Here is a 14,756-nt window from a genome sequence, read left to right as displayed (position 1 = left end):
GGTTCAGTCCTCCACCACCCAGGTGTCCTTGGTTCCGCCGCCTTGCGACGAGTTGACCACCAGCGAGCCTTCGCGCAGTGCCACGCGAGTCAGGCCACCGGGCACCAGGCGGGTTTCACGACCGGTCAGGACGAATGGGCGCAGGTCGATATGGCGCGGTGCGATGCCGCGTTCGACGAAGGTCGGGCAGGTCGACAGGCTCAAGGTCGGCTGGGCGATGTAGGCCTCCGGCTTGGCGATCAGGCGCGCTCGGAAGTTCTCAATCTCGGCCTTGCTCGCCGCCGGGCCCACCAGCATGCCGTAGCCGCCTGAGCCCTGGGTTTCCTTGACCACCAGCTCGGACAGGTTGGCCAGCACATGGGACAGTTCTTCCGGCTTGCGGCACTGCCAAGTCGGCACGTTCTTGAGAATCGGCTCCTCGTCGAGATAGAAGCGGATCATGTCGCCAACGTAGGGGTAGACCGACTTGTCGTCAGCCACGCCGGTGCCGATGGCATTGGCCAGCACCACGTTGCGCGAGCGGTAGGCCGACAGCAAACCAGCGACACCGAGCATGGACTCGGGGTTGAACGCCAGCGGATCGAGGAAGGCATCGTCCAGACGGCGGTAGATCACATCCACCTGGCGCGCACCGGCGGTGGTGCGCATGTAGACCTTGTCGTCGCGTACGAACAGGTCGGCGCCCTCCACCAGTTCCACACCCATCTCGCGAGCGAGGAAGGCGTGCTCGAAGTAGGCGCTGTTGAAGCGCCCCGGCGTCAGCACCACCACCGTGGGGTTGTCCAGCGGGCTTGAACTCTTCAGCGCATCGAGCAGCAGATTCGGATAGTGATCCACCGGGGCCACGCGTTGCGCGGCGAACAGCTCGGGGAACAGGCGCATCATCATCTTGCGGTCTTCGAGCATGTAGCTGACGCCGCTGGGGGTGCGCAGGTTGTCCTCCAGGACGTAGTAGCTGCCGTCGCCGTCACGCACCAGGTCGACCCCAGCGATATGTGCGTAGATGTCACGGTGCAGGTCGAGGCCCTGCATGGCCATCTGGTAACCCTCGTTGGCCAGCACCTGCTCGGCCGGGATGATGCCGGCCTTGATGATGCGCTGGTCGTGGTAGAGGTCGGCGAGGAACAGGTTGAGTGCCTGCACGCGCTGGATGCAGCCACGTTCGACGATGCGCCATTCGCTGGCGGGGATGGCGCGAGGAATGATGTCGAAGGGGATCAGGCGCTCAGTGCCCTGATCATCGCCGTAAAGGGTGAAGGTGATACCGGCGCGGTGGAACAACAGGTCGGCTTCTCGTCGGCGCTGGGCCAGCAGATCATCCGGCGTCTCTGCCAACCAGCGGGCAAATTCGCGGTAGTGCGGGCGGACAGCGCCGCTCGCGTCGTACATCTCGTCATAAAAGGTGCGGGCCATGCCGTACTCCTTGTCACCCGGACTTGCGGGTATCTCTGCAAGCCCCGAGCCAGAGAAATTAATCCTTTAATATCAACAGGTTACCGAAAAACCAAAAACATTAAGCACCGTCATGGTGCACAGCAATGTTTCCGTCATGACGCTCCGCCCCATTGCGTCGCACAGCTTGCGTTGAAACACGGCAAGTACCGCGTCGCGCGACGGTCGAAACGACCGCAAGCCCCTGTCAAAGGGCTCAGACACTTGCCTGCCACATTGCGTGACCGCCCGGTCAAGCGCAACCGCTTTTACCGCAGCCGCGCCATGAAAAGGGACGGATGAAGGGGCTTCACCACCCCATCAGCTCGACTGCAGACGGTCGGCGATGGCTTGAACCGCGCTGTCGAGGTGCTGCTCATGGTTGAAGCCGGACGCTTTGAGCGGCTTGAGGTCGTGATCGGCGGCTGGCAACCAATGCAGTTCGATCGCCGCTGAAAGGTCATAGCCTGCAACAGTCTCGCGATTGCCCAGAGCATCACGCTCGCCCTGAATGATCAGCGTCGGCGTGCGCAGCGCAGCCAAATGGGCGACTCGCGGCTTTTCCGGTTTACCAGCGGCATAGAAGGGATAGCCCAGACAAATCAGCACTGAAGCGCCCAGCTCATCGGCCAGCAGGCTGGCCATGCGCCCGCCCATCGACTTGCCGCCGATGGCCACAGGCCCTGCGACCCGTTTGCGCACCTGAGCATGTATGTCACGCCATTGCTGCAGCAGTTGCGCCTGCGGATTGGGCGGCCGCTTGCGCCCATACACCCGCCGCTGCGCCATGTAGGTGAACTCGAAGCGCACCACGCGCACACCGCGCGCGGCAAGACCTTGAGCCATGTACTGCATGAATGGGCTGTCCATCGGCGCACCGGCACCATGCGCCAGGATCAGCGTGCCAGAGGCTGCCTGCGGCGGTTCGTCCCACGCCCAGGGTAGTCCCTGCTCACATTGACCGGCGTCAATAAACCCAGATGGCCCTTTGCTCATGCTTGCCTCGCGTCGATATCCGTGGTGTCCGTGGCTTGCTCATGCCTGCGTCCACCACGGTTATCGGCCGCTCTGCCATAACCGTGGATGGAAGCCCAGACATGAACACAACAACCCGTTCCGCCTACAACTACAGGGTGGTTCGCCAGTTCGCCATTATGACGGTGGTTTGGGGCATCGTCGGCATGGGACTCGGCGTATTCATCGCTGCCCAGCTGGCCTGGCCCGAACTTAACTTGAACCTACCGTGGACAAGCTTCGGCCGTCTGCGCCCGCTGCATACCAATGCGGTGATCTTCGCCTTCGGTGGCTGCGCTTTGTTCGCCACCAGCTACTACGCGGTGCAACGCACCAGCCAGACCACGCTGTTCGCGCCAAAGCTGGCTGCCTTCACCTTCTGGGGTTGGCAACTGGTGATCCTGCTCGCAGCCATCACCCTGCCCCTGGGCTGGACCAGCTCCAAGGAATACGCCGAGCTGGAATGGCCGATCGATATCCTGATCACCATCGTATGGGTGTCCTACGCCATCGTCTTCTTCGGCACGGTGATGCAGCGCAAGGTCAGCCACATCTACGTCGGCAACTGGTTCTTCGGCGGGTTCATCCTCACCGTGGCCATCCTGCACGTGATCAACAACCTGGAAATCCCGGTCACCCTGACCAAGTCCTACTCGCTGTATGCGGGCGCGACCGACGCGATGATCCAGTGGTGGTACGGCCACAACGCCGTGGGCTTCTTCCTGACCGCCGGTTTCCTGGGGATGATGTATTACTTCGTGCCCAAGCAGGCCGGTCGCCCGGTCTACTCCTACCGCCTGTCCATCGTCCACTTCTGGGCGCTGATCGCGGTCTACATCTGGGCCGGCCCGCACCACCTGCACTACACCGCCCTGCCTGACTGGGCGCAGAGCCTCGGTATGGTGATGTCGCTGATCCTCCTGGCTCCGAGCTGGGGTGGCATGATCAACGGCATGATGACCCTGTCCGGTGCCTGGCACAAACTGCGCACCGACCCGATCCTGCGTTTCTTGGTGGTTTCGCTGGCGTTCTACGGCATGTCGACCTTCGAAGGTCCGATGATGGCGATCAAGACCGTCAACGCCCTGTCCCACTACACCGACTGGACCATCGGCCACGTACACGCCGGCGCCCTCGGCTGGGTTGCCATGGTGTCCATCGGCTCGCTGTATCACCTGATTCCGAAGGTCTTCGGTCGCGAGCAGATGCACAGCATCGGCTTGATCAATGGCCACTTCTGGCTGGCCACCATCGGCACCGTGCTCTACATCGCCTCGATGTGGGTCAACGGCATCACCCAGGGCCTGATGTGGCGCGCAGTCAACGAAGACGGCACCCTCACCTACTCCTTCGTCGAAGCGCTGGAAGCCAGCCATGTCGGCTTCGTGGTGCGGGTGATCGGCGGTGCGATCTTCTTCGCCGGCATGCTGCTGATGGCCTGGAACGTCTGGCTGACCGTACGTAGCGCCAAATCGACCGAGATGGAAGCCGCTGCGCAGTTCTCGGTAGAAGGAGCCCACTGATGAAACACGAGATTCTCGAGAAGAATATCGGCCTGATGGCCCTGGTGATGATCCTCGCGGTCAGCATCGGTGGCCTGACCCAGATCGTCCCGCTGTTCTTCCAGGACGTCACCAACGAGCCGGTGGAAGGCCTCAAGCCCTACAACGCGCTGCAACTGGAAGGCCGCGACATCTACATCCGCGAGGGCTGCGTTGGCTGCCACTCGCAGATGATTCGCCCGTTCCGTGCCGAGACCGAGCGTTACGGCCACTACTCCGTGGCCGGCGAAAGCGTCTGGGATCACCCCTTCCTGTGGGGTTCCAAGCGTACCGGTCCGGACCTGGCCCGTGTCGGTGGTCGCTACTCGGACGAGTGGCATCGCGCTCACCTGTACAACCCGCGCAACGTCGTGCCCGAGTCGATCATGCCCGCCTATCCCTGGCTGGTAGAAAACAGTCTCGACGGCAAGGACACCGCCAAGAAGATGAGCGCGCTGCGCATGCTCGGCGTGCCCTACAGCGACGAGGATGTCGCCGGTGCCGGTGACGCGGTCAAGGGCAAGAGCGAGATGGACGCCCTGGTCGCCTACCTGCAGGTGCTGGGCACCGCCGTGAAGAACAAGAGGTGAGCGCCATGTTCGAGCTTATCGATATCGGCACCCTGCGCGGCATAGGCACCGCGCTGGTCCTGATCGCCTTCACCGCCGTCACCCTCTGGGCCTACAGCGGCAAACGCCGCGACGCCTTCGCCGAAGCGGCCAATCTGCCCTTCGCTGATGAGCCCAAGCCCGCCGTTTCGAGGATCCAAGCATGACCACCTTCTGGAGCTGGTACATCACCCTGCTGACCGTCGGTTCGCTGGTCGCGCTGTTCTGGCTGATCTTCGCCACCCGCAAGAGCGAAGTGCACAAGAACCCGACCGAGCAGACCATGGGACACTCCTTCGATGGCATCGAGGAGTATGACAACCCACTGCCGAAGTGGTGGTTCATGCTCTTCCTCGGCACCCTGGTGTTTTCCGTTGGCTATCTGGTGCTCTACCCGGGCCTGGGCAACTTCAAAGGCCTGCTGCCGGGCTACAAGGATGGCTGGACCCAGGTCAACCAGTGGCAGCGCGAGATGGATCGTGCCGATGAGCTGTACGGCCCGATCTTCGCCAAGTACGCGGCCATGCCCATCGAGGAAGTGGCCAAGGACGAGCGCGCGCTGAAAATGGGCGGACGCCTGTTCGCCTCCAACTGCTCGGTCTGCCACGGCTCCGATGCCAAGGGCAGCTATGGTTTCCCCAACCTGGCCGACAGCAGTTGGCGCTGGGGCGGCGAGCCGGAAACCATCAAGACCACCATCATGCATGGCCGTATCGGTGTAATGCCGGCACAAGGCCCGATGATTGGCGAAGATGGCGTACGTAACGTCGCAGCCTACGTCCTCACCGAACTCGCCGGCCGCGAACTGCCGGAGGGTACCGACGCAGACATCGCCGCCGGCCAGCAGATCTTCGCCAGCACCTGCTTCGCCTGTCACGGCGCCAGCGGCAAGGGTACTCCGGCAATGGGTGCACCTGACCTGACCCAACCGAGCGCCTTCATCTACGGCAGCAGCTTCGCGCAACTGCAACAGACCATCCGTTATGGTCGCAGCGGCAACATGCCAGCCCAGGGTGATTTCCTCGGTAACGACAAGGCCCACTTGCTGGCCGCCTACGTGCTCAAACTGAGCCAGGGCGAAAACAAGTAACCTCCCCTGCTTTACCGGCGACCGCATCACGGTCGCCGGCCCCTCTCCATATGTATGCGACCCAGTGTCGCACCTGCCGACCAATAGCCCTGCAATTTTCTTGAACTGGGCTAAGCTGCCTTTCAGTCGCCATCTGTCACAACTCCAAGGCGATCCTTTCTTAGCGCTGCGCAAACTTACTGCGCCAAAAGCTCGCAGAGCGTTTTCGGGTACCTCTCGCAAGGCCCGTTAAAGCCTCTGGAACCCAGTTCGTGTCGGCATGCTGCGTTGCAATGGCTACCTGCTTTCTCCATACTTGCCGCCGATTTTTGCCCCATAAAACTCCATTAACCGTGGAACCCCTAGCATGAGCACAGCAATCAGTCAGACTGCTTATAACTATAAGGTGGTCCGCCAGTTCGCCATTATGACGGTGATCTGGGGGGTCATTGGGATGGGTCTAGGCGTGTTCATCGCCGCACAACTCGTGTGGCCAGAACTCAACCTGGGCCTGCCGTGGACGAGCTTCGGCCGTCTGCGCCCGCTTCACACCAACGCGGTGATCTTCGCCTTTGGCGGATGCGCACTGTTCGCGACCTCGTATTACGTGGTCCAGCGCACCTGTCAGACGCGCCTGATCTCCGACGGTCTGGCTGCCTTCACCTTCTGGGGTTGGCAAGCTGTCATCGTGCTCGCCGTGATCACCCTGCCGATGGGCTACACCAGCACCAAGGAATACGCCGAGCTGGAATGGCCGATCGACATCCTTCTGGGCCTGGTCTGGATCACCTACCTGGTGGTGTTCTTCGGCACTATCGTCAAGCGCAAGACCAAGCACATCTATGTGGGCAACTGGTTCTTCGGGGCGTTCATCCTCGTGACCGCAATGCTGCACATCGTCAACAGTGCCGCCATGCCGGTGAGCCTGTTCAAGTCGTACTCGGCCTATGCCGGCGCGACCGACGCGATGATCCAGTGGTGGTACGGCCATAACGCCGTGGGCTTCTTCCTGACCACCGGCTTCCTGGGCATGATGTACTACTTCGTACCCAAGCAGGCCGAGCGTCCGATCTACTCGTATCGCCTGTCCATCGTGCACTTCTGGGCGCTGATCACCCTGTATATCTGGGCCGGTCCGCACCACCTGCACTACACCGCCCTGCCTGACTGGGCGCAGTCCCTGGGCATGGCCATGTCGGTCATCCTGCTGGCTCCGAGCTGGGGCGGCATGATCAACGGCATGATGAGCCTGTCCGGTGCCTGGCACAAACTGCGCACCGACCCGATCCTGCGTTTCTTGGTGGTATCGCTGGCGTTCTACGGCATGTCGACCTTCGAAGGTCCGATGATGGCGATCAAGACCGTCAACGCCCTGTCCCACTACACCGACTGGACCATCGGTCACGTGCACGCTGGCGCCCTCGGCTGGGTAGCGATGATCTCCATCGGCTCGCTGTATCACCTGATTCCGAAGGTGTTCGGCCGCGAGCAGATGCACAGCATCGGCCTGATCAACACCCACTTCTGGCTGGCTACCATCGGTACCGTGCTGTACATCGCCTCGATGTGGGTCAACGGCATCACCCAGGGCCTGATGTGGCGCGCAGTCAACGAAGACGGCACCCTCACCTACTCCTTCGTCGAAGCCCTGGAAGCCAGCCATGCAGGCTATGTAGTGCGCATGATCGGCGGCGCCTTCTTCGTCACCGGCATGCTGCTGATGGCTTACAACACCTACCGCACCGTGCGTGCCGCCAAGCCGGCTGAATACGAAGCAGCTGCGCAGATTCCCGCCGGAGTAGCTCACTGATGAAACACGAAATCATCGAGAAGAATATCGGCCTGATGGCGCTGCTGATGGTAATCGCCGTCAGCATCGGCGGCCTGACTCAGATCGTCCCGCTGTTCTTCCAGGACGTCACCAATGAGCCGGTGGAAGGCCTCAAGCCCTACACCGCGATGCAACTGGAAGGTCGCGATATCTACATCCGCGAGGGCTGTGTCGGCTGCCACTCGCAGATGATTCGTCCGTTCCGTGCCGAGACCGAGCGTTACGGCCACTACTCCGTCGCCGGCGAAAGCGTCTGGGATCATCCCTTCCTGTGGGGTTCCAAGCGTACCGGCCCGGACCTGGCCCGTGTCGGCGGCCGCTACTCGGACGAATGGCATCGCGCCCACCTGTACAACCCGCGCAACGTCGTGCCTGAGTCGAAGATGCCCGCCTACCCATGGCTGGTGGAGAACAAGCTCGACGGTCGCGACACCGCCAAGAAGATGGAAGTCATGCGTGGCTTCGGAATCCCCTACACCGATGAAGATATCGCCGGTGCCCGCGATGCCGTGAAAGGCAATACCGAAATGGACGCGCTGGTTGCGTACCTGCAGGTTCTCGGCACTTCCATCAAGAACAAACGGTAAGACGCTATGGACATCGGGATGATTCGCGGCATCGGCACGGCGGTGGTTTTCATCGCCTTCATCGGCGTGGTGCTCTGGGCCTACAGCAGCAAGCGCAAATCGAGCTTCGACGAAGCTGCCAACCTGCCCTTCGCTGACGACCCCAAGCCCGAGTCCAAGCGTGATCAGGACTCTTCCAGGAGCAATAACCAATGACCACGTTCTGGAGTTGGTACGTAACCATTCTGTCTCTGGGCACCATCTTCGCCCTGACCTGGCTGATCTTCGGCACTCGCAAGGGTCAGCGCCAGGAAACTACCGAAGAAACCGTCGGCCACAGCTTCGACGGCATCGAGGAGTATGACAACCCACTGCCGAAGTGGTGGTTCATGCTGTTCGTCGCCACCATCGTCTTCGCCCTCGGTTACCTCGCCCTGTACCCGGGTCTGGGCAACTTCAAAGGCCTGCTGCCTGGCTACGACTACGTCGACAACGAAAAGCAGACACCTTTCGCTGCTGGCGTACAAATCGCTGACGGCTCCATGCGTCACGCTGGCTGGACCGGTGTGCACCAGTGGGAAAAGGAAATGGCGCGCGCCGACGAGCAATACGGCCCGCTGTTCGCCAAGTACGCCGCCATGCCGATCGAGGAAGTGGCCAAGGACGAGCAAGCCCTGAAAATGGGTGGCCGTCTGTTCGCTTCCAACTGCTCGGTCTGCCACGGCTCCGACGCCAAGGGCAGCTACGGCTTCCCCAACCTGACCGACAACGAATGGCGCTGGGGCGGCGAGCCGGAAACCATCAAAACCACCATTCTCAAGGGTCGTGAAGGCGCCATGCCGGCTCAAGGTCCGGCCATCGGCGAAGACGGCGTGCGCAACGTTGCCGCCTACGTCCTAACCCAACTGGCCGGTCGTGAGCTGCCGGAAGGCGTGGAAGCCGATATCGAAGCAGGTCAGAAGGTCTTCGCCGGTACCTGCTTCGCCTGCCACGGCGCCGATGGCAAGGGGACTCCGGCCATGGGTGCGCCGAACCTGACCAACCCGGCAGCGTTCATCTACGGCAGCAGCTATGCTCAGTTGCAACAGACCATCCGTTATGGTCGCCACGGCAAGATGCCAGCCCAGGAAGAATTCCTCGGCAACGACAAGGTGCATCTGCTGGCCGCCTACGTGTACAGCCTGTCGCACCAGAGCGAAGAGCAGTAATCGCAACGACTCTTTGACAAGGGTCAATGAACGCCCGGGTCGCGACCGCTCGTCGCACCCGGGCGTTGTCTTTCAGGCGTACCATATAGACACCGTGAAACGACCCTGACCGGCACGTATCGGCCCGGGCTGCCATTCAACCGCTTTGGTATGCATTGATGAGCGAACAGATTCCCGTCCAGGACGTCACCCCTCCTTCCCCTGCCAAGAATGCCAGCGTCGATCTCTACGCCAGCCGCGAGAAGATCTACACCCGCGCATTCACCGGACTCTATCGTAACCTTCGCCGCGTTGGCGGCGCCCTGCTGTTCCTGCTCTTCTTCGGCACTGTCTGGTTGAACTGGGAAGGCCGTCAGGCCGTCTGGTGGAACCTGCCGGAACGCAAATTCAACATCTTCGGCGCCACCTACTGGCCGCAGGACTTCATGTTGCTGTCCTGGCTGTTGATCATCTGCGCCTTCGGCCTGTTCTTCATCACCGTATTCGCCGGGCGCGTCTGGTGCGGCTACACATGCCCGCAGAGCGTGTTCACCTGGGTCTTCATGTGGGCGGAGAAGGTCACCGAGGGTGACCGCAACCAGCGCATGAAGCTCGACAAACAGCCCATGAGCGGCAAGAAATTCGGGCGCAAGCTGGCCAAGCATGGCATCTGGGTTGGTGTCTCGCTGCTCACCGCCATCACCTTCGTCGGCTACTTCACGCCGATTCGCGACCTGGTGATCGAGATATTCACCGGTGAAGCCAGTGGCTGGGCCTACTTCTGGATCGGCTTCTTCACCCTCGCCACCTACGGCAACGCCGGCTACCTGCGCGAGCAGGTATGCATCTACATGTGCCCCTATGCGCGCTTCCAGAGCGTGATGTTCGACCAGGACACCCTGATCGTTTCCTATGACCCGCGTCGCGGCGAAAAACGCGGTCCGCGCAAGAAGGACGCCGACTACAAGGCCCAAGGCCTGGGTGACTGCATCGACTGCAAGATGTGCGTACAGGTCTGCCCTACCGGCATCGACATCCGCGACGGCCTGCAGGTCGAGTGCATCGGCTGCGCCGCGTGCATCGATGCCTGTGACGACATCATGGACAAGATGAACTATCCCAAGGGGCTGATCAGCTACACCACTGAACACAACCTGTCTGGCCAGAAGACCCACCTGCTGCGTCCGCGCCTGATCGGGTACGCTGTCGCGCTGGTAGCCATGATCGGCCTGTTCGCCTGGGCCGTGGCCACACGCCCGCTGGTGGGGCTGGACGTGCTCAAGGATCGCGTACTGTTCCGTGAGAACGAGCGCGGCCATATCGAGAACGTCTACACCCTGAAGATCATGAACAAGGCACAACGCGACATGACCTACGTGATCACCGCCGATGGTCTCGACGGCCTGGTTTATGAAGGCAAGCGCGAAGTGCGGACGCTGGCCGGTGAGGTGTATTCCTTCCCTGTCGAGCTTTCCATCGCACCGGAGAAGCTGCCCTCGAGCGCCAACAACATCATCTTCCACGTACAATCCGTGGATGACCCCAGTATCAAGACCGACGCCGACAGCCGCTTCATTGGCCCCAGCGTCCGCTGACAACGGAAAGAGCATGTCCGAGCAAAACCCATCGCCAACCAAACCCTGGTACAAGCAGTTCTGGCCCTGGTTCATCCTGTTCCTGCTGGGCTACTCGGTGGTGCAGGGCCTGACCCTGCTCACCATCGCCACCAAGAACCCACCCGGGCTGATCTCCGACGATTACTACGACGTCGGCAAAGGCATCAACCAGTCGCTGGAGCGCGAGAAGCTGGCCGAGCGCCTGCAGCTGCACGGCGAGCTGGTGCTGGACAACACCACCGGCGTCGCCACCCTGGCGCTGGAAGGCAACAGCAAACCCCAGCAGATCGTCCTCAACCTGATTTCGCCGACCCAACCGGAGCGTGACCGCCGCGTCATCCTGCAGCCAGCCACTGACGGCCAGTATCGCGGGCAGATGGTCGACCAGGTCAGCGGCCGCCGTTTCGTCGAACTGCTCGGCCAGGAAGGCAGCCAGAACTGGCGCCTGTTCGAGGAAGAGAACATCACCGATGGCCAGACCATCCTGATCGGTGACAACCCCTCCTACTGACTCAGCCGATGCCCGCCCCTACTCCTTGCTATCACTGTGGCCTGCCGGTGCCTCCCGGCAGCCATTTTCGCGCCGACGTCCTGGGGCAGAGCCGGGAAATGTGCTGCCCCGGCTGCCAGGCCGTGGCCGAAGCCATCGTCGCCGGGGGGCTGGAGCATTACTACAGCCATCGCAGCGAAAACTCTGCCAACCCTCAAGCCCTGCCACAGGCGCTACCTGATGAACTGGCACTGTATGACCGCAGCGATGTGCAGCGTCCTTTCGTGCAGCACGAGGGCGAACTGAGCGAAACCCAGTTGCTGATCGAGGGTATCAGCTGTGCCGCCTGCGGCTGGCTGATCGAGAAGCACCTGCGCGGCGTACCGGGCGTGGCCGAAGCGCACCTGAACCTGTCCAACCACCGCCTGCAGGTGCGCTGGCAGGACAGCCAGATACCCCTGAGCAAGCTACTCGCCGAGTTGCGCCGCATCGGCTATGCCGCGCACCCCTGGCGCGCCGATGAGGCGGCCGAACGTCTGGCTGCGGAAAACCGCCGGCGCATGCGCGAACTGGGCGTGGCCGGCCTGTTGTGGATGCAGGTGATGATGGCGACCATGGCCACCTGGCCGGAATTCAACATCGACCTGTCGCCGGAGCTGGACAAGATTCTGCGCTGGACCAGCCTGTTCCTGACCACGCCCATCGTCTTCTACTGCTGCGGTCAGTTCTTTCGCGGCGCGCTGCGCGACCTGCGCACCCGCCACCTGACCATGGACGTATCGGTCTCCCTGGCCATCGGCGGCGCTTACGTGGCCGGCATCTGGTCGACCATCACCGGCCAGGGCGAGCTGTATTTCGATGCTGTGGGCATGTTCGCCCTGTTCCTGCTCGCCGGCCGCTACCTGGAACGGCGAGCACGCGAGCGCACAGCTGCAGCGACCGCACAACTGGTGCAATTGCTGCCAGCGTCCTGTCTGCGCCTGGAGGCCGACGACCAGAGCCAGCGCATCCTGCTCAGCGAACTGCGTGTCGGTGAGCGGGTGCTGGTGCAGCCCGGCTCGCTGATTCCAGCCGACGGCCGCATCCTTGCTGGCCAGTCGAGCGTGGACGAATCACTGCTCACCGGGGAATACCTGCCGCAGGCACGCAGTATCGGCGACGGGGTAACGGCAGGCACGCTGAATGTCGAAGGCCCGCTGACCGTCGAAGTGCAGGCGCTGGGCGATGCCACTCGCCTGTCCGCGATCGTGCGCCTGCTGGAGCGCGCGCAGAGCGAGAAACCACGCCTGGCGGAAATAGCCGACCGCGTCTCACAGTGGTTCCTGCTGTTCATCCTGGTATCCGCCGCCGTGGTCGGCTTCGCCTGGTGGGAGATCGACTCCAGCCGCGCCTTCTGGGTCGTGCTCGCTTTGCTGGTGGCCACCTGCCCCTGCGCCCTGGCGCTGGCCACCCCGACAGCCCTGACCACGGCCACCGGCACCCTGCACAAACTGGGCATGCTGCTGACCCGCGGCCATGTGCTCGAAGGCCTGAACCAGATCGACACCCTGGTACTTGACAAGACCGGCACCCTGACCGAAGGCCGGCTGACGCTCAAGGCTATCCATGCGCTGCGCGACCTCGACGGGGGCGACTGCCTGGCACTGGCCGCCGCGCTGGAGAACCGCTCGGAACACCCCATCGCCCGCGCCTTCAGCCAGGCGCCACGCGCGGCAGAATCCGTCGACAGCCACCCAGGCCAGGGCCTGCAGGGCAGCGTCGACGGTCGCCTACTACGCATAGGTGAGGCCAACTTCGTCTGCGCCCTCAGTGGCCAAACCGTCCCCACGATTGCCAGCGAGCACGGCCAATGGCTGCTACTGGGCGATGAACAGGGGCCGCTGGCCTGGTTCGTCCTCGACGACCGCCTGCGCGAGGATGCCCCCGACCTGATCGCCGCCGCCCGCGCCCGCGGCTGGCACATCCATCTGCTTTCAGGCGACAGCTCGCCGATGGTCGGCGAAGTTGCCCGCCAACTGGGCATCGAAGATGCCCGTGGCGGCCTGACTCCGGACGCGAAGCTGGCGGTGCTCAAGCAGTTGCATGGCGAAGGCCGTCGCGTGCTGATGCTCGGTGATGGCGTCAACGACGTACCGGTGCTGGCCGCTGCAGACATCAGCGTAGCCATGGGCTCGGCGTCCGACCTGGCGAAAACCAGCGCAGACGCGGTGCTGCTATCGAACCGGCTGGGCAGCCTAGTCGACGGCCTGCGACTGGCCAAACGCACCCGACGTATCATCATCGAAAACCTGACCTGGGCCACCCTGTACAATGGTCTCGTATTGCCCTTCGCCGCCCTGGGCTGGATCACGCCGATCTGGGCAGCCGTGGGCATGTCGCTCAGCTCGCTGCTGGTGGTACTCAACGCGCTGCGCCTGAGCCGCACCCCGAACATGTAGGAGCGGGTTCCCTCGCGGAGGCGGTTCGCGAGCCTCGCTCCTACTCAGACGCCTCCATGGAGACCGCATGTCCGCCCTTTATATCCTGATCCCCGTCGCCATTGGCCTGGTCGGCTTCGCCATCTGGCTGTTCTTCTGGGCAGTGGACAGCGGCCAGTACGATGATCTGGACGGGCCGGCACACAGCATTCTGTTCGACGACGAAGATCCCCTGCACAAGGCCGGCATCGAGCAGGCCGAGGAACAGAGCAAGCAGGACAAGCCCGATGCTTGAACTGGCACCTCTGCTGGTGTCGGCGTTGATCCTCGGCCTGCTCGGCGGAGGGCATTGCCTGGGCATGTGCGGCGGCCTGATGGGGGCGCTGACCCTGGCGATTCCACCCGATCAGCGCGGCAGACGCCTGCAGCTGTTATTGGCCTACAACCTCGGGCGCATTCTCAGCTACAGCCTTGCCGGCCTGCTTCTCGGCCTGGCGGGTTGGGCCATTGCCGGCAGCAAGGCCGAGGTGGTCATGCGCACAGTGGCTGCACTGCTACTGATCGCCATGGGGCTGTATCTGGCTGGCTGGTGGAGTGGCCTGACCCGTATCGAAGCGCTGGGACGCGGCTTGTGGCGGCATATCCAGCCGCTGACGCGGCGCTTCATGCCGGTCACGAGCATCCCCAAGGCGGTGGTGCTAGGCGGGCTCTGGGGCTGGCTGCCGTGCGGCCTGGTGTACAGCACGCTGCTGTGGGCTTCCAGTCAGGGCAGCGCCGTGGACAGCGCCCTGCTGATGCTGGCCTTCGGCCTGGGTACCTGGCCGGTTCTACTGGCCACCGGGTTGGCGGCAGAGCGCATTACCGCTCTGCTGCGCAAACGCGGCGTACGCATGGCTGGCGGCCTGTTGGTCATCCTGTTCGGCATCTGGACCCTGCCCGGCCCTCATCAACATTGGCTGATGGGGCACTGAGCGCAGCAAGCCTCA

At 62.7% G+C, this 14,756-nt stretch carries 15 protein-coding genes; 13 read left to right on the top strand and 2 right to left on the bottom strand.

Annotation, left to right across the window (positions count from 1 at the left end; genetic code table 11):
- Positions 1 to 3: 3 nt before the first annotated feature.
- Both EL191_RS10660 and EL191_RS10655 read right to left on the bottom strand, forming a co-directional pair.
- A complete protein-coding gene (locus EL191_RS10660; protein ID WP_013715233.1) occupies positions 4 to 1,413 on the bottom strand; it encodes a circularly permuted type 2 ATP-grasp protein in 1,410 nt (469 codons plus the stop codon).
- Between the two features lie 339 nt (positions 1,414 to 1,752).
- Positions 1,753 to 2,427 carry an alpha/beta fold hydrolase gene (locus tag EL191_RS10655; protein ID WP_174447355.1) on the bottom strand — a complete coding sequence of 225 codons (675 nt, stop codon included), beginning with the start codon at positions 2,425 to 2,427 and terminating at the stop codon, positions 1,753 to 1,755.
- Positions 2,428 to 2,528: 101 nt separating this feature from the next.
- Between EL191_RS10655 and ccoN (EL191_RS10650) the strand changes: the two genes are divergently transcribed.
- From ccoN (EL191_RS10650) to EL191_RS10590, 13 genes are all read left to right on the top strand, one after another.
- Positions 2,529 to 3,968, top strand: a complete 1,440-nt coding sequence (gene ccoN / locus EL191_RS10650) for a cytochrome-c oxidase, cbb3-type subunit I (protein ID WP_013715231.1) — start codon at positions 2,529 to 2,531, stop codon at positions 3,966 to 3,968.
- Positions 3,968 to 4,576, top strand: a complete 609-nt coding sequence (ccoO, locus tag EL191_RS10645; protein ID WP_017360715.1) for a cytochrome-c oxidase, cbb3-type subunit II — start codon at positions 3,968 to 3,970, stop codon at positions 4,574 to 4,576. Before ccoN (EL191_RS10650) ends, ccoO (EL191_RS10645) begins: the two co-directional genes overlap by 1 nt.
- Before the next feature lie 5 nt (positions 4,577 to 4,581).
- Positions 4,582 to 4,761, top strand: a complete 180-nt coding sequence (locus EL191_RS10640; protein ID WP_013715229.1) for a CcoQ/FixQ family Cbb3-type cytochrome c oxidase assembly chaperone — start codon at positions 4,582 to 4,584, stop codon at positions 4,759 to 4,761.
- Positions 4,758 to 5,684, top strand: a complete 927-nt coding sequence (gene ccoP / locus EL191_RS10635) for a cytochrome-c oxidase, cbb3-type subunit III (protein ID WP_013715228.1) — start codon at positions 4,758 to 4,760, stop codon at positions 5,682 to 5,684. Before EL191_RS10640 ends, ccoP (EL191_RS10635) begins: the two co-directional genes overlap by 4 nt.
- 346 nt (positions 5,685 to 6,030) lie before the next feature.
- Positions 6,031 to 7,473: a cytochrome-c oxidase, cbb3-type subunit I gene (gene ccoN / locus EL191_RS10630; RefSeq protein WP_041978708.1), complete on the top strand. Its 1,443-nt coding sequence runs from the start codon at positions 6,031 to 6,033 to the stop codon at positions 7,471 to 7,473.
- Positions 7,473 to 8,081 carry a cytochrome-c oxidase, cbb3-type subunit II gene (ccoO, locus tag EL191_RS10625; RefSeq protein WP_013715226.1) on the top strand — a complete coding sequence of 203 codons (609 nt, stop codon included), beginning with the start codon at positions 7,473 to 7,475 and terminating at the stop codon, positions 8,079 to 8,081. Before ccoN (EL191_RS10630) ends, ccoO (EL191_RS10625) begins: the two co-directional genes overlap by 1 nt.
- A 6-nt stretch (positions 8,082 to 8,087) precedes the next feature.
- Positions 8,088 to 8,276: a CcoQ/FixQ family Cbb3-type cytochrome c oxidase assembly chaperone gene (locus tag EL191_RS10620; RefSeq protein ID WP_017677205.1), complete on the top strand. Its 189-nt coding sequence runs from the start codon at positions 8,088 to 8,090 to the stop codon at positions 8,274 to 8,276.
- Positions 8,273 to 9,268, top strand: a complete 996-nt coding sequence (ccoP, locus tag EL191_RS10615) for a cytochrome-c oxidase, cbb3-type subunit III (protein ID WP_017360714.1) — start codon at positions 8,273 to 8,275, stop codon at positions 9,266 to 9,268. Before EL191_RS10620 ends, ccoP (EL191_RS10615) begins: the two co-directional genes overlap by 4 nt.
- A gap of 158 nt (positions 9,269 to 9,426) precedes the next feature.
- Positions 9,427 to 10,842: a cytochrome c oxidase accessory protein CcoG gene (gene ccoG, locus EL191_RS10610; protein WP_013715223.1), complete on the top strand. Its 1,416-nt coding sequence runs from the start codon at positions 9,427 to 9,429 to the stop codon at positions 10,840 to 10,842.
- Positions 10,843 to 10,855: 13 nt separating this feature from the next.
- Positions 10,856 to 11,374 carry a FixH family protein gene (locus EL191_RS10605; protein ID WP_013715222.1) on the top strand — a complete coding sequence of 173 codons (519 nt, stop codon included), beginning with the start codon at positions 10,856 to 10,858 and terminating at the stop codon, positions 11,372 to 11,374.
- 8 nt (positions 11,375 to 11,382) lie between these two features.
- Complete coding sequence (locus EL191_RS10600) at positions 11,383 to 13,791, top strand: heavy metal translocating P-type ATPase (RefSeq protein ID WP_041978703.1); 2,409 nt, start codon at positions 11,383 to 11,385, stop codon at positions 13,789 to 13,791.
- 67 nt (positions 13,792 to 13,858) lie between these two features.
- Positions 13,859 to 14,065: a cbb3-type cytochrome oxidase assembly protein CcoS gene (ccoS, locus tag EL191_RS10595; protein WP_013715220.1), complete on the top strand. Its 207-nt coding sequence runs from the start codon at positions 13,859 to 13,861 to the stop codon at positions 14,063 to 14,065.
- Positions 14,058 to 14,741, top strand: a complete 684-nt coding sequence (locus tag EL191_RS10590; protein ID WP_013715219.1) for a sulfite exporter TauE/SafE family protein — start codon at positions 14,058 to 14,060, stop codon at positions 14,739 to 14,741. The genes ccoS and EL191_RS10590 overlap by 8 nt, the downstream gene beginning before the upstream one ends.
- Positions 14,742 to 14,756 lie beyond the last annotated feature (15 nt).

Source organism: Pseudomonas mendocina (genome assembly GCF_900636545.1).
Lineage (GTDB): Bacteria > Pseudomonadota > Gammaproteobacteria > Pseudomonadales > Pseudomonadaceae > Aquipseudomonas > Aquipseudomonas mendocina.
The sequence above is the reverse complement of the archived record's forward strand: the minus strand, read 5'-3'. Positions and strand labels throughout refer to the sequence as shown.